This window comes from Pseudovibrio denitrificans JCM 12308 (assembly GCF_001310815.1).
In the GTDB taxonomy this organism is placed as follows: Bacteria; Pseudomonadota; Alphaproteobacteria; order Rhizobiales; family Stappiaceae; genus Pseudovibrio; species Pseudovibrio denitrificans.
On sequence record NZ_BAZK01000034.1, the window covers coordinates 1 to 16386 of the forward strand.

Annotated in this window: 14 protein-coding genes; 1 reads left to right on the forward strand and 13 read right to left on the reverse strand. The window is 52.5% G+C overall.

From position 1 onward, the window contains the following. Positions 1 to 212 precede the first annotated feature (212 nt). The 11 genes from JCM12308_RS25645 to JCM12308_RS25700 form a co-directional block, all read right to left on the reverse strand. Positions 213 to 833 (reverse strand): TetR/AcrR family transcriptional regulator, encoded by a 621-nt coding sequence (locus JCM12308_RS25645; RefSeq protein ID WP_054785558.1) that lies wholly within the window; start codon positions 831 to 833, stop codon positions 213 to 215. A 69-nt stretch (positions 834 to 902) separates the two neighbouring features. Beyond that, positions 903 to 1700 (reverse strand): crotonase/enoyl-CoA hydratase family protein, encoded by a 798-nt coding sequence (locus JCM12308_RS25650; RefSeq protein WP_244272032.1) that lies wholly within the window; start codon positions 1698 to 1700, stop codon positions 903 to 905. A gap of 105 nt (positions 1701 to 1805) precedes the next feature. Further along, positions 1806 to 2906 (reverse strand): serine hydrolase domain-containing protein, encoded by a 1101-nt coding sequence (locus JCM12308_RS25655; protein ID WP_208609289.1) that lies wholly within the window; start codon positions 2904 to 2906, stop codon positions 1806 to 1808. A gap of 291 nt (positions 2907 to 3197) precedes the next feature. After that, positions 3198 to 6422: a 2Fe-2S iron-sulfur cluster-binding protein gene (locus tag JCM12308_RS25665; RefSeq protein WP_054785560.1), complete on the reverse strand. Its 3225-nt coding sequence runs from the start codon at positions 6420 to 6422 to the stop codon at positions 3198 to 3200. A gap of 469 nt (positions 6423 to 6891) precedes the next feature. Next, entirely contained in the window at positions 6892 to 7275 is a 384-nt protein-coding gene (locus tag JCM12308_RS25670; protein ID WP_041768804.1) for a hypothetical protein, read from the reverse strand. 225 nt (positions 7276 to 7500) lie between these two features. Then, positions 7501 to 8037 (reverse strand): AAA family ATPase, encoded by a 537-nt coding sequence (locus JCM12308_RS25675; RefSeq protein WP_054785561.1) that lies wholly within the window; start codon positions 8035 to 8037, stop codon positions 7501 to 7503. A 24-nt stretch (positions 8038 to 8061) separates the two neighbouring features. Beyond that, positions 8062 to 9195 (reverse strand): helix-turn-helix transcriptional regulator, encoded by a 1134-nt coding sequence (locus JCM12308_RS25680; RefSeq protein WP_208609288.1) that lies wholly within the window; start codon positions 9193 to 9195, stop codon positions 8062 to 8064. Between the two features lie 50 nt (positions 9196 to 9245). Next, positions 9246 to 10376, reverse strand: coding sequence for a helix-turn-helix transcriptional regulator (locus JCM12308_RS25685; protein ID WP_054785562.1), 1131 nt, complete (start codon positions 10374 to 10376; stop codon positions 9246 to 9248). 8 nt (positions 10377 to 10384) lie between these two features. Beyond that, on the reverse strand, positions 10385 to 11518 hold the full coding sequence (locus JCM12308_RS25690; protein ID WP_054785563.1) for a helix-turn-helix transcriptional regulator: 1134 nt from the start codon (positions 11516 to 11518) through the stop codon (positions 10385 to 10387). 223 nt (positions 11519 to 11741) lie between these two features. Further along, positions 11742 to 13058 (reverse strand): sensor histidine kinase, encoded by a 1317-nt coding sequence (locus JCM12308_RS25695; protein WP_208609287.1) that lies wholly within the window; start codon positions 13056 to 13058, stop codon positions 11742 to 11744. Continuing rightward, entirely contained in the window at positions 13048 to 13752 is a 705-nt protein-coding gene (locus JCM12308_RS25700; protein WP_014287189.1) for a response regulator transcription factor, read from the reverse strand. The genes JCM12308_RS25695 and JCM12308_RS25700 overlap by 11 nt, the downstream gene beginning before the upstream one ends. Before the next feature lie 234 nt (positions 13753 to 13986). Between JCM12308_RS25700 and JCM12308_RS25705 the strand changes: the two genes are divergently transcribed. Further along, positions 13987 to 14385 carry an OsmC family protein gene (locus JCM12308_RS25705; protein ID WP_208978941.1) on the forward strand — a complete coding sequence of 133 codons (399 nt, stop codon included), beginning with the start codon at positions 13987 to 13989 and terminating at the stop codon, positions 14383 to 14385. Positions 14386 to 14399: 14 nt separating this feature from the next. Here the strand turns inward: JCM12308_RS25705 and JCM12308_RS25710 are convergent, their stop codons facing one another. Next, a complete protein-coding gene (locus JCM12308_RS25710) occupies positions 14400 to 15425 on the reverse strand; it encodes an NADP-dependent oxidoreductase (protein ID WP_054785565.1) in 1026 nt (341 codons plus the stop codon). Between the two features lie 76 nt (positions 15426 to 15501). Continuing rightward, positions 15502 to 16353 (reverse strand): PhzF family phenazine biosynthesis protein, encoded by an 852-nt coding sequence (locus tag JCM12308_RS25715; protein ID WP_054785566.1) that lies wholly within the window; start codon positions 16351 to 16353, stop codon positions 15502 to 15504. Positions 16354 to 16386: the final 33 nt, after the last annotated feature.

Sequence of the window (16386 nt, forward strand, 5' to 3'; positions counted from 1 at the left end):
TGCCATGCAACACCGCAAACGGACAAGTCCGGGTTCTTTGATAACTGAAGAAAGAAAAGCACCACCTCACCACGAAGCCGGGAGAAGTATGCAATGTAGGCCGATCCCTAAAGCCGAGGCTAAGCCACGAGGGATCATACATCTAATAGAAGCGGCAAATGACCGTCAGCAGTTCGAACTGAGAAAGGAGAAACTACCGAAAGCCAACATCATCACTTACGCAAAAACTGCTCCAATAGGTAACGCCCCTCAAACTGCCAATGCGACAGGCGTCCTGTATGTCCCATAATCAGCAAGCCCATACATTGAGCAATGGAGCCCGCAGTCCATTCCTTTGCTCGATCACCAAACTCAGCGGCAGCACTGCATTCAATCATACGAACGGTTGCGCCGACCTGGCGATTGAGCACAGCATCAAGCTCGCGGCCCAGACCAACCGGCTTGAGACCGTTGAACAGATATAGGCCAAGTGCGAGGTCATCTGGGCGGCTGTCATAAAAGTCAAAGAACGCAAGTACTCCGGCAGAGGCAGACTGCGCAGGAGATGCAGCACCCTCGATTGCTTCAGTCACCGCATGATGAAGCTGATCAAGCGTTTCTTGCAGGACAGCGCAGTAGAGTTCTTCCTTTCCGTGAAAGTAAGGATAGATGGCCCCTGTCGTACAACCTGCAGCCCGGGCGATGGAGCGCATTGAAGCTCCATCAAGTCCGTCCTGTGAAAACACGTCGCGGGCAGCTTTGACAATGAGTGAACAGCGAGCTTCACGCAAATATTCAGCCCGCTTCTGCCGTGCCTCAGCTTCTGGGTCGTCCTGATGATTTAAGTTGGTCATGATCTCTCATATTATAAAGGAGCATTTATTGGTCTGTTTGCGGTCCAATCAAAGGTTCCTTTATCGCGCTCACGGACAGCTTGCTTCCAGGAGACATCTTCTGCACGCTTCTTGAAGTTCATCTTCCGGGCTATGGCGAGTAATACCATCAAACAGCGTGGCAATCATTTGCGTCTGGTAAAGCCCCATAGACTCGATTGCTTGATTGATCATGAGTTTTTGCATCATCAACTGGTTTATCGGAATGCCAGCCATACGCTCAGCCAGTCTTTCAACTTCCGCATCAAGCTGATCAGCTGGCACTGCCTTGTGAACCAGTCCAATTCGCTCAGCTTCATGGCCATCAATCTTATCACCTGTCAGCAACATACGTTTCGCACGTTCAGCGCCAAGCCGGTACACCCACATCGCAGTCGTTGGACAGCCCCAAACACGCACCGGCATGTAGCCAATATGAGCATCTTCCGACATCACGATCATATCTGAACAAAGAGCAATATCTGAACCGCCAGCAACGGCATGGCCGTGCACCTTAGCGATAACAGGCCGGTAACTTCGCCATAATGACATGAATAGGTCCGTGTTCTGCTTCATGAAGGCATAGTCCTTCATCGGGTCCCATGGCATTTCCTGCACACCCGGGTTACTGCCTTCGGTTTCGGCATAAGCCGTCAGATCATAACCTGCACAAAACGCCGGGCCGCTTCCTCCCAGCACGATCACATGAACACCGTCATCTGCATTGGCTCGTGCCACACAGGCAGCCAACTCATGCGGAATATCCATATCAATGGCATTCATCACATCAGGTCGGTTTAATGTAATGCGCGCAATCCGACCGTCCTTTTCATAAAGTACCTTTGCCATAATCCCCTCCCATAACGACTCAATTAAAATATAACAGTGTTATATTGAGAGGAATTGGCCAAAAGAAGAACCCGGCAACACCATCAGTTACCGGGTTATAAGGAGCTAGAGCTTTTCTAGATTGGGAAGCGCCATACGATCAAGGACGAGAAGCGGCGTGATCCACTGATCCGGGCGATTGTACGCCCCACAAAAAACAGTGACGACAATATCAAGAGCCGGCACCACAAAAAGTCGTTGCCCACCATTCCCAGCACCTGAGATGACAGGAAAAGCACGATTGGCCGCTGGTACGAAATGCTCCTGCCAATACCAGGAATTGCTGTAGTGCGAACCGAAGGCAGTTCTCACCTGCGGCGCCATATAAGTCTCAAGCCATTCTTGAGGAACAATCTCCCTCTCATTCCATCGCCCACCAGCGGCAACCATCTGGCCAATGCGGGTTAATCCTTCCGCCGTCAATCTTAGGCCGGAAGCGGGAGAAGGAACCCCATCCGAGCCACGCATCCATTGGAACTGCGAAATACCAAGAGGTGCGAACAGCTGCTCTTTGGCAAACTCTTCAAGATCTTGCCCTGTTCCTACAGAAATCAAATGCCCCAACAAAGCAGTGCAACCGCCATTATAGTGCCAACGCACGCCTGGCTGCCCAATAATCGGGCGATCCAGAATAAAGCGATATCTGTCTGGAGCATTCTCCATCATGATCTCACTGTTGCGTGGGTCAGAGTACGGCAGATCTTCATTCCACTCAGTACCCATCGTCATGTTCAGCGCATTGCTAATGGTCCAGGCAGCACGCTGCGGGTCTTTTTTCAGATCCGCATAATCCGGAAAAGCATCGAGCAAAGGCGCATCGGGTGTCGGCACCTTGCCCATCCCCAAAGCGATACCATAGAGCAAGCTGGTAATGCTCTTGGTCACAGAGCGCAGATCATGCAGCGTATCACGCTCAAACTTCACAGTGCCCAGATCGTCTGCCCAGGCAAAATCCCGCCCTTCAAAAAAGTGCTCAAACACAACCTTGTCGCCATGGGCAATCATCACACCATGCAAATCGGTCAGCAGCCCCGACTGCACGCCAAGTTCCAGTTTCTCAGAAAGGTCATGCGCTGTTTTGAACTGAGCCTGCACCGCTCCAGTTCCGGCAGCCAGTGTCATGCTTCCAACCGCCATTTTCAGCACACTCCGTCTGTTCATTGTCATTCTGATGATCCTATTCCAGTGCCGAGATGTCCCCTTGCTCGCAAAACGCGTGAGAAGATTGACAGAGATCCCGGCAGAAAAGCCAATTGGCAAAATTCTAGTAGTGTTTATTGTGGTTCCAAAATGGAAAAATCAAAGATTTTGGAAAGATCATTGAAGGCGCACTAACGTGTCACCCTGCGCAGAAAACGCAAGATCCAGATTTAAGATAGAAACTACTTCCAACTCCATCAAGGCGGAAACTGGTATCCCCGCCCTGAAACCAAAAAGAAAACACTGCGTATTTTTCACCTAAAGCTCAAGCAGAAGCTCTGCGCCTGCGTCCTTTGCACGGGAGCAGCACAGAACCAGAGTGTCTTCCTTCTCTTTTCCGCTCAGCACAAAGTCACGGTGCTCAACATCGGCACCCTTGTATTTTGCGGTGCAGACGCCACAAATACCGTCCGAGCACTTGGTTGGAACAGAAATCCCCTTCTCGTTCAGTACATCCGCTGCGCTCTTATCCTCTGGGATCTCAATGCGCTCACCCGTTGAGGCCAGTTTCACAAAGAAGCTGGTGTTCACATAGTCGCCTTGATCAGGAACGGAGAAGTACTCCTTGTGCAGGCTCTCTTTTGCCCAGCCATTAGCAGCGGCCGTATCCAACACCCCATCCATGAAGACATCAGGGCCACACGTATAGACATGATAGCCATCCTCATAGCCGGCAAGAATAGACTTCAGATCAGCGCGCGTTCCTTCGCTGGAACAATGAATGAAGGCTTTATCTGCCCAAGGCGCGTTTTGGATTTCTTCGATGAAGCCCGCTTTGTGGCGATGGCGGAAGCAGTAATGCAGCTCAAAAGGTTTGCCGAGCGCATGCAGCCGGTGTGCCATGGCGATCATCGGCGTTACCCCGATACCACCACCAAACAGGAGCGTCTTCTTGGCATCTTCATGCAAAGGGAAATGATTGATCGGCTTGGAAATGAAGACACGGCGTCCTTCGTGGAAGATCCGGTGCATCAGCGCAGAACCGCCGCGCCCTTCTTTTTCTTCTAAAACGCCAATAACATACTTGCTGTTATCTGCCGGATCACCCGCCAGCGAGTATTGGCGCAGGAACTCAGGTGCAACAACCACATCAATATGGGCACCCGCCTCAAATACAGGAAGCGGTGATCCATCATCCAATGTGAACTCGTAACGCGACACGCCTTCAGCTTCCGCATTCACTTTGGACAGGCGTACAGCCAGAACAGGAGAGGAGCTTGCACTCACCTCGTACACAGGAGCAAGATCGTTAGATCCAGAAGCGAGGCGAACCTTGTACTCCTTAGCAGAAATCATGCCCTGATACGCTTTGATGCCCGCTTCACGGTCCATCATAAACGGAAACGGCCACGGATGCGGCGCGAGGTTGGCTGGGTACACGGCGAGGGTCTGGTCTTCATATTTCAGGTCGAGGTCCAGCTGCAACTCACGCGCGTTGGTCTCCTCCGCGATCACGTAGTTCCCTTCACCGCTGGCAACCAGATCCCACCACCATTTCTTGACCGGATTGATGGAACCATTACCCAACTTGTCATCAAGCTTGGCAAGCATTTTGGCCGAGGATGGCATCTTCATAGCCGTCCAGCGGAACGGTGCTTCACTGAACAGGCCCTCAAGGTTCCACGGACAGGTTTTCATACAGCGTCCGCACAAGGAGCCAGCGGGCTGAGACACACGGTAGCGCGCGCATTTCTCGGAATCTGACTTCCAAATCTCATAGCCGTTGAACATACGCTTCGGCCCGGCAGTGATCGCACCAGATGGACACTCGCGGGCACACTTGTTACAGCTTTCGCAGAAACGCTGCAGGCCGAAGTCGATGGGCTTGTCATAGGTGAACGGCATATCGGTGGTCACAACGCCGGACTTCAGACGCGGGCCGAGATACGGGTTCAGAATAACCTCACCAATGCGGCTCACTTCGCCAAGGCCGGAGAGCAGCAGCAGCGGTGGTTGGAGCACTTCGCCATCCACGACGGAGTGACACCGCGCCGGATAACCAAGACGGCGGATCTGCTCAGCGACAATACCACCGATAATGGAAGTACGCAGATAAGCACGCATGGATTGAGCGCCGGAGATCCAGTCATCTCCGCTGGCCCCCTCCATCGTCTCATGGCCCTGATCCACTAGAATGGAGATTGCGTTCTTATGATACGGCGTAATCGGCTCGCCGCGCGCATCGTGGGAGTAATATGCATAGTCCGGGCAGCGAGACAGGCCAACGGCATCCGCGCCGAGGAAATACAGCGCTGACTTCACGTTGGCTGCGTTCTTATCTGGATCCACCGCGCTTGGGGAGACCTCCGGTGCTGTATCACCATCTTGCAGCAGGATCAGCGCGGCTAGGGCACGGCGGGCGCAGTATCCCATCGGATTTTTTGCCAGATAGCCGCCATTTTTGGCAGCCTCCTGCAACGGTTTGCCCATATCGCCAAACAGCGCACGCGCGAACATGTCGGTGCGTTTAGGAACACGAGGCACGCGCGGCTCATCAATAAAGGTTGTCGTCTCTTCAACCCGCTTGATCCGCTCAAACGGAAACGCCCCCATGTGATAGTCACGGTTTTCAAAAGGCTTACGGTTGAAGGCATTTTTGAACGTCCCCATACCCAACTGCCAGGCAGGGCCGTGAGAACTCCAGATATCCGCTAGGTTGCGCGGTGCAAGCGGTTGGTCCGGCGTCAACTCCAGCGTGGTGGTGATGGCAGCCAGAGTGAACTCATGGCCAACATACGGATTGGAGACAACCGTCTCCCCATCCTTCTCCACCACCTCAACGAGACCGGCAGAAACAGCCAGTCGGTTCAGATCCACATCCGCACTGCTGGTGGTGTGCGCACGCGCCTCCACACCCAGCAGGCGCAGATAGTTGGCCAGCACCACGGCCACTTCTGCTGCCCGTATGGCAGAGCGCTGCTCGCAGGTGCCGGTGATCCAGTCCCCACCCGGCTCGTCGGCCCTTGGTGCGCGCGGATGTTCCATCAACACAACAAGCGCAGAACCATGGTGTGTCACGGGCCCCGGCGTGGCAGCCGCACTGTCGCGCACATCTGCCATAGTCACGTCGATACCGGCAGCAAGCGTCTTCGGTTGGAACGTCTGCAGATCTTTCGCAAGCTTATCCAGATCTGGGTTGCGCAATGGCTGATCAAGGAAGTGCTCAGGAACCAGATCACAGGTCCCCATCATGGTCGCATCAAAGAAATAACCCGCGGCCTTCAGGTGATTGGCTCGCTCCTGCGGATCATCAGGAATTTCAGAGAGCTTGGCATTGTGCGCGCCATCACGGATCGCATCCATGATGGCGCTAAACGAAGCCATCGAATTGCTCAGGATCTCGGGAGTGTCAGCTTGAGAGTAAATCGTTGGCTGCACACGGGGCACGCGCCCCAGATCAACAGCCTCGTGCGTCCGCTTCAGTCGTTCAGAAGGATACGGCCCAAGATGAACCTTTCTGTTTTTGTATGAAAACAGACGCATAATATTCTCCCCCAACCGGTGTGAGCTTGGCGATGCTCTTATTCCGGCTTTTTAGCAGCAGCAGTAGTACAGCCCTCCCCGACCGGACCACCACGAAAATTCAACAATCAACTCATAGGCATTGCTGAGCTCATGTCAACAATAAGCACCCGGATCACGACGACGTGAAAGAAAACCCGCAGCCAAACGACAATATAATTGCCAGCAAAGCGACCACAATTGAGATTTTCACTCAAATCACCTCGCATTTGAGGGGATACTGCCAGTTTCAGCCCAACACCACCCAATCTCAATTCCATCTGCCGGAACCGGCCAGACACACACCAGCAAACTGTAGAAGCAGCATATGATCACCAAATCTGCTTCAGCCAAATCACAGAGACACGAAGGACAGCGCCGTCATCCGCACATAAAAAAAGAGGCTCAGCATTTTCAGCTGAACCTCTTATGCGATGGAGTTTGCGAGCTTTTACTTGATCTCAATCTCATAGGTATTTCCGCCGGAGATCACGCGACCTGACGTGTACATCCGAAACTTCGTCACCACTTTGTCTGTGCCGCGAAAGTCTTTGTCCGGCGAGTAGTACATGATCAGATCGTTCGTCACCTTGCCCGCGCACTTACCTGCAGAACTTGGCAGCGCAGAGCGGGATTGCACAAAACGTACAACACCATGCTCCGGCTTTTTGACGAAAGAGACCTTAGGCAACTCTGCGGAGCCGCAGGTTTCAGGAACGTAATAGCTATAAACGTTGAGTTTTGCAGTGCGATTGGCTGCAACCTGCTTCCGAATAATGTCCGCATTTACACTGAATGAGAACATCACAAACACGAAGACTAAAAAATACTTCATCGCAATTCTCCCAAAATTTAATTCAAAATTATATAAACTAGAGAATCGACAAAGCACAATAAAACATATGTAATATTCATATTGAGCACACAGATAGATCTATTCTTTAATTTCAAGCATCTCCTTTACGTCAGGTTCTATTTTAGCAAAACAACACAAGCTAATATTTAGAATATTAACTCTAGTTCTACATCGAATTCTTATAAATCATTGATTGTGCAAGGCTCATGCAGATATTCGCAGCACTTGAACGACCAGTTCTTCTCGCGTAAGCCGTCCATCCAATCGCAAAGCTGGCTTGCCACAGCTTTTCATCCACGCCTCATGCCGATGCCGGCTTCTCCCAGCAAACTCAGGATTTTCGTATTGTGATGCCCATTTAAAGAAGGCGTCATGGATCTCAAACATGTCTCCACCTTCCAGAATGCGATCTCCAAAACGCTCTTGCTCTCGCTGCTTCAGGCGCTGCAACCGCAACTCTTGCGGCAAGCTGAGAAAAACAATCAGGGTCGCATCCGCAATAAAATCTTTGGCCCAGTTCTCGCAGGCACCAGTCAACACCCAGCTTCCATCTCCCAGAACTGGCGCCATAAGCTTCACCCGCTCTTCCTCAGGTCGCTTTTTGGAAAACGGAGGATCTGTTTGCTCCCAGAAATAATCATCTGAATCCGCATGAGGAATGGAAAGGGCTTGTGACAAGCCACGCCCAAGCGTGGTTGACCCGGAGCAGGAAGCCCCGAAAACATAAATTCGATTGTGCATCGCTAAAACCTTTTGGAAAGGCAATCAGGAAGGGATCCGCGCAGCAAGATCACTGGCAAACCGAACAAGCTCGCTTTGCGAGACAAAGCCAACCTTCTCAGTTATTCGTGCCAGATGATTACGCGCAGTGTTATAACTAATCTGCATTTTGTCAGCTGTCTCCCGCATTGACAGCCCACCCACAAGACATCGCACCAACTCAGCTTCTCGCAGTGAAATGCTTAGATAGCTCTGCAGCATCTGAACGTCAGTCACCGGAAGATCTGCCGGATCAATAAGAATGCAAAGGACAGGCTGAAACTCACCGAGAAAACAATCAAGATAGGGCTGTGTCGCCATTAAAGTTTCAAGCGGAACAGCAGCAAAAATCATTGAGGCTCGCTCTTCACTTTGAAGTACACAAGGAACCTGAGGCATCTGTGTTGAGCGTGCCATGTGAACAGAACGCTCAATATGCGCACGATGAAAACGACACTTGCTCGAAAGGGAGACACTTCGGTCAACAAGCACCCCCTCTCCTTTACGCAGCACAGCTTCTCCCCGCTGGTTTGCAAGCGCGACATGCAAGCCATGGTCCAGCACGAAAGCAGCACTCGGTATACGCTCCAACCAAAATAACTGATCATCACACTCAAACCGCCGCCGCTCCAACTCCAACCCAAGGGCAAAGGCGGATTGAAAGCTCGGCTTGATAAATTCAAGCATCGCGCAAAGTTCATCATCCTCCTGCCCCACAAACCTTTCTGGCATGGTCGCTGTGATGACAGCACCATCGGTTCCTCTCCGGTGCAGGATGATGCCACGTGAACGATCACACTTGTTCTGTCTGGAAAGGACGCGCTCATAGAACTCAGAGCGCTTAACTTGATCAGGGCTGATGAACCGCTCGCTGTAAATCACTTCATCAAAAGCAGCAGCATCCATGAGAGCTGGAAACGGGTTCACACTCTCTCCCTCCCGCATGTCCTGTTCAAAGCCATCATCGCAGTTCCAAAAAGCAAGATGATGCGTTTTCAGCCTGCAAAAGCACTGGGCCTGCACGCCAAACAACACCTCCGGATACGTGTGCGCCAACGGCTCAAGCGCGCTGAAGATATCCTCGCCAAGGGCCGCGCAGGCATACATGCGTTTCACAAGAGTATCTTGCAGGTTCTGCAACGGGCTTCTCCAGAAGATGTTGGCAGATCAGCGCCAACGAAATAGTCAGTCTAGCGAGGCACTCGCACTGAAAGGTCACTGGCCAAACGCACCAGTTCACTTTGCGAGCCTAAGGACACCCGGTCGGTAATACGGGCCAGATGGTTGCGGGCGGTGTTGTAGCTGATCTGCATTTTGTCAGCTGTTTCACGAACCGACAAACCAACCACAAGGTTCTGGATCAACTCCGCTTCTCGTTTAGATACATCCATACACTCCTGCAGATAAGTCACGGGTGCAACGGACAAACTGGACGGATCGATGACAATCGCAAGCACCGCCTCATCCGCAGGAACAAAGCAATCAAGATAAGCAGGCGAGCGCTCCAACACCCGAATGGGTGTCATCGCAAATAGCGTGCCCGGCATAAATTCCCCGTGCAAGGCCAAAGGCCCGACAGGCCTCTTATTTAGCCGAACATTTGCCGCCGTATCTTCCAGCAATTTACGTTGGCTATGAGAGCGGGTGGAAAGCTCACCACGGCAATCCACATCTATCAAATCTGAGGAGCGAAACATCCGTTCTGCCTCAGCATTGGCAACCGCAACATGTAAGCCACGATCAAGGACCATCGCCGCACTGGGAATGCGTTCAAGCCAATGTGCACCAAGATAAGCCTTCTGCTCTCGCTGCCTCAACTCAAGTGCCAGAGAGAATGCACGCTGAAAGTGAGGCCGAATGCGCTCCAATGTATCGCAAAGAAACAGATCTTCTTTGCCAACAAAATCATCCGGCATTGTAAACGCAACAATCGCCGCATCCCCATCCTTCCGATGCATCAGAAAACCACGGGAGCGATCAAACGTATTTCGCTTGCTCAGCACCCGCTCATAAAACTCCGAGCGCTTGACCATTTCCGGCGCAATGTAGCGCTCGCTGTAAAGAACGGACTGAAACGGGATAATCGCAGCCAATGGCGGAAACGGATTGCAGCCCCCGGCCTCATCCATGTCTTGCGCCATCCCTTCCTCAGCATTTTGAAAGGACATGTAATAGTAGTCATTGTTCAGATAACACTGCACCTGAACACCAAACAAAACATCACGGTTAGCAGCAGCAAGACCTTCAAAAACCTGCCCAAGATCCTGCCCCAGTATCACACTGGAGTACATTCTCCCGATCAGGTCTTCAGCAACGCTCATCTCACCCTCTATCGCGGCACTCTCGCTGCCAGATCACTAGCAAGACGCACCAACTCACTTTGTGAGTTCACTGAGACCTTGTCTGCAATACGCGCCATATGATTGCGGGCAGTGTTGTAGCTGATGTCCAGCGCATGCGAGGTTTCTCCCATGGAAGCGCCCTGAACCAGATGCTGCAGCAACTCCGCCTCTCGCTTTGAGATGCCAAAGTAATGTTGCAGGTTCTCCAGCTCTGCCAGTGGACGATCGCCCGGATCCATAATCATGCAAAGCAATGGCTGCAGCCCGCGCACAAACGGTGCCAGATAAGCGGGCGTTTCAGCCAGCACATCAATAGGCATCACCACAAAGAATGGATTGGGCGCTGCCTCTCCCTCCAAGACCAAAGGCCCCAACGGCTTGCTCGTCACCCGGCATTTGGTAACCGCATCCTCAAACAACTTGCGATGCCCGTTGTGGCGGGAGGAAACCTCACCGCGTCGGTCAATAAAAAAGCTTTCGTTACTGCCAAAGAACACCTCAGCCTGCTTGTTCGCAAAGGCAACATGCATGCCCTGATCCAGAATGAAGGCAGCGCTCGGAATACGATCCAGCCAGAACGTATAAGCATCCGTCAGCCCCCGCCGCTGCTCCAAATGCAACGCCACCGAAAACGCACTTTGGAAATGGGGCCGTACCGTATCAAGGGTCTTGTCAAGCTGTACAGCATCAGAACCGTCAAAGTCAGACTGCACGGCAACTGAAACCATGGCTGTGTCCATACCATTGCGATGGATCAGAAAGGCTCGAACACGGTCAAACGTGCCGTAGTCGCTGAATACGAGATCAAAGAAGTCCGTATCACGGATTTCATCCGGACTGATGAAGTCCTCAGTATGGATCAAACCATTCATAGGCGCGAACTTAGCAAAACGCGGAAGTGGGTTGCTCTGCCCAGCGGCAACAATCTTCGCCGCCATGTCATCCTCTGTATTGTGCAAGGCCATGTGGTGATATTGGAGCGAGTTGAGAGAAACGATCTTGTAGCAGAGCAAGGTCTCACGAAAGGAGGATGCCATTGGTGCAAAAGCCTGACCGATATCCTCTCCAAGAGCGATATTGGCGTAGAGCTTTCTCACCATCTCATCATGCACACCCTGCATCAGCCCACCCGAATCGAATAAACACCCCTTCTGTCTCTACGTAAATTAAATAGTAAAAATTCCAGATAGCAACAAATTGAGATAATATTTTCTTCGGATGCCGATGCGAAAAACAATTCACACCGATATCGCTCGAGGAACACCCCTGAAAAAACTCAGATATTCATGATGAATACAGACAAATACGTACGCTACTTAGCGAACAACTGCTGCTCATCATCACTTAAGGCTTGCGCGTCTCTTTCAACACCAGTCGCGTCACAATCGCATTGTCTCGCTCTTCCAGTGTGAACTCCCACCCCATCCTCCGGGCGATGCGCTCACAAAGGGAAAGCCCGAAGCCAAAGCTCTCTTCATAGATCGAAGCAGCCCCGTCTTTCTTGCCGGTAGCAACCGGGTTTTCGATCAGGAACACACCATCACGATAGCTGATCTTGATCTCCCCTTTCTGGGCATGCTGGAATGCATTGCGGATCAGGTTGCCAAACAGAATAAGCAGCGGCGCCTTCGGAAGCTCAGCCTCATCTTCACTCAGGTCCAGATGCTCCGTCAGCGGTTTGTTGCCCTTCAGATAATCCAGCTCCTCAATGCAGCCCATAATCAGTTTCGCGGGCACAAGCTTCTCTACCCGCGGCGGCGCTGAGCTCTCTCGTCCCAACCACAACAACGTCTCAACAATGATCCGCATGTTGAGGTTCGCCCGCTGGATGCGCTCCACCGGTATCGCATCTTCCGGATCACTCTCCCGGCTCTTCAGCAACGAGATATTGCCGGCAATCACCGTGATCGGCGTCCGTAGCTCATGGCTCGCATATCGCAGGAACGTCTGCTCCCGCTCCACAAACTCCGAAATCCGCGCCACGGTACGGGAAAGCTTCACGGCAAGATTATTCAGCTCCCGATACCGGAAGTTCGGCGGCGCTTCACCCGCATTTTCGCTATCCAGAGATTGCGCCCAGTTCTCCAGCGCTGCGATGGGTTTGATCAGCCGCTTGGAAAGAATGCGGGCACACACAAAAGTCGCCAGCAGGTTGATGAACCCAACAATCGCGAAAGCTATGATGACAACCTGATCCTCTTCGGAACCTTCAACATACTCTTCCGTGCTCTCAAGCGTGATGTAGAGATTTCGCCCATCTTCAAGCGGATAGATGTAGAGATAGAGGTAATACGTCGACTTGCAGTTGCCCTCCGCATCACACTCCTGGTCTTCCTCATCAAAATACAGCTCCAGCGGCTCCAGCGTTTCATCTTCAAAATGACGTGCCATTTCTGGCGGCAATGTCTCCAGCGAAAATGCACTTCGGATCAGATAAGTCTCAGGCAACGGAGCATTCGGATCAACCTGCGCGGCCTCCTCATAGGATCGCCCCAGATCATCCATCATGTAGATGATGCTCTCATCGGAGCCGGCGATGAAGAAGATCGGCAGCAAGAACGTATAGAGCAGCAGCAGCAGAATGACGCTGATGAAGAACGTGATGCCAAGCTCACGAAAGATGCTGCGCCCGCGCACCCCAACGGCTGCCTTACTCGCCATCCACTTTCTCCCGAAGACTGTATCCCCCATTGGCATCGCGATAAATCACCTCAACCTCATCAGGTTGCTGAAGTTGCTGGCGGAGTTTGTAAAGATGCACATTCAGGCTGTTGCTTTCCGGCGGCTCATCCCCCCACAACGCCCGTTCCAACTGCTCCCGGCTCACAGAGGCCGGACTGTGCTTGACCAGAACACTCAGGATCTTCCAGGCCGTTGGCGACAAACGCAGCACCCGATCCCCACGCTTGGCGATGTTGCGCGCAAAGTCTACCTGCAGATCCGCAAGCTCAAACAACTTCGACTGCGCACTCCGCCGTCCCGACAGCGCCCGTATCCGCACCACAAGCTCTTCAAAGGCAAAGGGTTTGACCAGATAGTCATCCGTCCCGGCCTCAAACCCGGCCAGCTTGTCGGAAAGCTCATCCCGCGCCGTCAGCATCAACACCGGACGATCAATCCCTTCACTCCGCAAGGTCTCGCAAACGGTCAGTCCATCCATCTTAGGCAGCGTCAGATCAAGGATGATGACATCGAAGTATCCTTCCCGCGCAAACTCCAACCCCGCCTCGCCGTTATAAGCATGATCGCAGCTGATGCCGTGCATCTTCAGCACATCAGAAATAGTGCCCGCCAGATCCAGATCATCTTCGATCAGAAGCGCAAGCAGGTTCTCTTTTTCGGTTTGTGCCATCATCTCATTTGCCCAACGTGCTCAACCACCACAAAACTCTCAGGTACACAGCACCCCATGGCAGCATGCATCCCACTCTCAGCATTCATCAATAGGCCATCGCCAATAACCAACGAGTGAACGCCGACGCACTTTCTGCCAACCACAGATATTTACCTGGAGCCTCCACTGGCCATATACATAGCCAAACAACACACCACCTGGAAATGTACCTGAGAAGTCGATATGCCAATCAGAATGAAACCCAAGTCTTATGGCCCCCTCACCGTCGCGTCTCATGAGTACGGCCAGTTCTGGGTGACCAACGAGTTCGGGCATCAATACTCAGCAGGTCTGGGAGACTCCGATGAGTTCTCCGCTCCATCAGACCTGATCATGTCCGCCCTTGGGTCGTGTATGGCAATCTCTTTGGAAATGGTAGCCAAGCAGCAAAAGGTGGCGCTTGGCAATGTCTACATCACTGTAAACGCGGAAAAGGCATCCACATTGCCCCACCGCTTTGGCAGCTTCCATCTGGAGTTTGCTCTCCCGGAGTTTGAGGACCGCGAGAAAGCAGAAGCCATGCTCAAAGCTGCCAAAGAAATTTGTACGGTGTCTAACACGCTCAACGCAGAGATCAGCTTCTCACTCGTTTAACGCAGAACACCAGCTCAGGCTTTCACAATCATCTTGCCGGTATTAGCGCCAGTGAACAGACCACACAGCGCCTCCGGCAACGTCTCAAAGCCGCCAATCAAGGTCTCATTGTACTTGATCTTGCCATCACGCACCCACGGACCCATCACCCTCAGCATTTCATCCATGCGAGCGGTGTAATCCCGTGCCAAAACTCCAGTCATAGTCGCACGTTTGTAAAGGAAGTGATGCAGCAATCGCGGCCCCATGTTCGGCACTTCAAGACCAGACTGATACTGACTGATCTGACCGCAAATAATGATACGTGCACGCAGGTTCATGCTCTCAATGAAAGCATCTGTCGTAACGCCGCCCGTGTTGTCGTAGTAGATATCGACACCGTCCGGAGCATGTTCTGCAAAAGCCTGCTTCATGCTTTCAACATCACTCACTTGCCGATAATTGATGGCTGCATCAAATCCAAGTTCTTCGGTGATCCAGCGCGCTTTCTCATCAGAACCGACCACACCAATCACTCGCAAGCCAGCCAACTTGCCGATCTGGCCAACAATGGAACCAACTGCACCGGCAGCTCCGCTCACTACCAGAGTTTCACCCGGTCTTGGCTTTCCAGCTTCCAGCAAACCGAAGTAGGCAATCCGCCCCGGCATACCAAGCACGTGCAACGCTGTTGAGGGCGAAACCTCATCAGCATTCAGCAAGCGGCAGTCTGCAACGGCCCGAAGCCCCGCACTGCGCCAACCCATATAAGTTTCAACCCAGTCACCAACTTTGAGAGCCGTAACACCCTCACCCACACAGGTGACCCGACCAACTACAGCTGCACCCTGTACTTCTCCGGTTGGATGCGGCGCTTCCCAGGTATCTTTGGAGCTTTGCTGAATACGCATATATGGGTCGACGGACCAGTACGCCCCTTCAACCACAACCTCACCCCGTACAGGCGTAAGGTCTTGCTCCACTTCCTCATACCGATAGTTCGCAGGAGACACGTCCGCCTCTGGCCGCATCTCATAAATCCACTGTTTAACCAGCACCATGTTCTTCTTCTTTTTCAGTAAGAAGCCCGGGACAGATCCGCCTCGGGCCAAAATATCAGCTCATCAAAAGACAGTATCAGCGCATCTGGCGCGCACTGCCGGAAATGCGAATGGAGGAACCTGCCTCAGCTGGAATACGAGCGGTGATGAGAGACTTTGATCCCATATCCTCGCCCTGCACAATGTGGATTTCACCGCCATGAGCCCAGCCAATATCCCGCAGATAACCGGAAAACGCCGCAGCAGCAGCGCCTGTAGCTGGGTCTTCAAACACACCCGCTGAGGCAAACGCATTGCGCACATCAAACTCTTGCGGCCCGCGAACATGAACCAGCATGATCGTCACCAAGCCCTGTCCAAGCATAAACTGCTTCATGGCTTCCAGGTCATAGGCCATTCCAGCCAGTTTAGCTCTGTCACTCAACGCGAGCACCAGATGGTTTGCGCCACCATGAATGCGAGCTGGCGGAATGCGAAGGTCCAGATCACTTTCATTTAAACCAAGCAGCCCAAGCAACTCAGCTTTCACCCCATCTTCCAAGCCCGCACTCTTGGTCAGCGGAGATTGCAAAGCAGCTTGCAGCTGCCCATTCTCCTGCCAGCTCTCAACGGAGATGACGGTTTCATTTAGTTCAAGCTGATGCGTTTTTCGGCCATGTTGCTGAGCCAGCACCGCGCCCAGCGCGATCGTTGCATGCCCGCAAAACGGCACTTCATTTTCAGGCGAAAAATACCGCACCCGATACCCATCTTTATCAGCAAGAGGCACCGCAAACACGGTCTCGGAATAGCCGAGATCAGCCGCAATAGACTGCATCTGCGCATCTGGAAGCATCACCTCCCCCACAAGAACACCAGCAGGGTTGCCACCCTCCTCTCCATGGGAGAATGCCGAGATGTGTTGAAGCGCTAAAAGATCTGTCTGCATGAGAACCTCCAATCGTCATGACTGAAAAAATAG

Bases quoted from the DNA above. Each gene is read 5' to 3' on its own strand.
- JCM12308_RS25710 (WP_054785565.1), bottom strand. From the start codon at position 15,425: ATGGTGCTGGTTAAACAGTGGATTTATGAGATGCGGCCAGAGGCGGAC.
- JCM12308_RS25705 (WP_208978941.1), top strand. From the start codon at position 13,987: ATGAAACCCAAGTCTTATGGCCCCCTCACCGTCGCGTCTCATGAGTAC.
- JCM12308_RS25645 (WP_054785558.1), bottom strand. From the start codon at position 833: ATGACCAACTTAAATCATCAGGACGACCCAGAAGCTGAGGCACGGCAG.
- JCM12308_RS25700 (WP_014287189.1), bottom strand. From the start codon at position 13,752: ATGATGGCACAAACCGAAAAAGAGAACCTGCTTGCGCTTCTGATCGAA.
- JCM12308_RS25665 (WP_054785560.1), bottom strand. From the start codon at position 6,422: ATGCGTCTGTTTTCATACAAAAACAGAAAGGTTCATCTTGGGCCGTAT.
- JCM12308_RS25655 (WP_208609289.1), bottom strand. From the start codon at position 2,906: ATGACAATGAACAGACGGAGTGTGCTGAAAATGGCGGTTGGAAGCATG.
- JCM12308_RS25670 (WP_041768804.1), bottom strand. From the start codon at position 7,275: ATGAAGTATTTTTTAGTCTTCGTGTTTGTGATGTTCTCATTCAGTGTA.
- JCM12308_RS25715 (WP_054785566.1), bottom strand. From the start codon at position 16,353: ATGCAGACAGATCTTTTAGCGCTTCAACACATCTCGGCATTCTCCCAT.
- JCM12308_RS25695 (WP_208609287.1), bottom strand. From the start codon at position 13,058: ATGGCGAGTAAGGCAGCCGTTGGGGTGCGCGGGCGCAGCATCTTTCGT.
- JCM12308_RS25675 (WP_054785561.1), bottom strand. From the start codon at position 8,037: ATGCACAATCGAATTTATGTTTTCGGGGCTTCCTGCTCCGGGTCAACC.
- JCM12308_RS25690 (WP_054785563.1), bottom strand. From the start codon at position 11,518: ATGCAGGGTGTGCATGATGAGATGGTGAGAAAGCTCTACGCCAATATC.
- JCM12308_RS25650 (WP_244272032.1), bottom strand. From the start codon at position 1,700: ATGGCAAAGGTACTTTATGAAAAGGACGGTCGGATTGCGCGCATTACA.
- JCM12308_RS25685 (WP_054785562.1), bottom strand. From the start codon at position 10,376: ATGAGCGTTGCTGAAGACCTGATCGGGAGAATGTACTCCAGTGTGATA.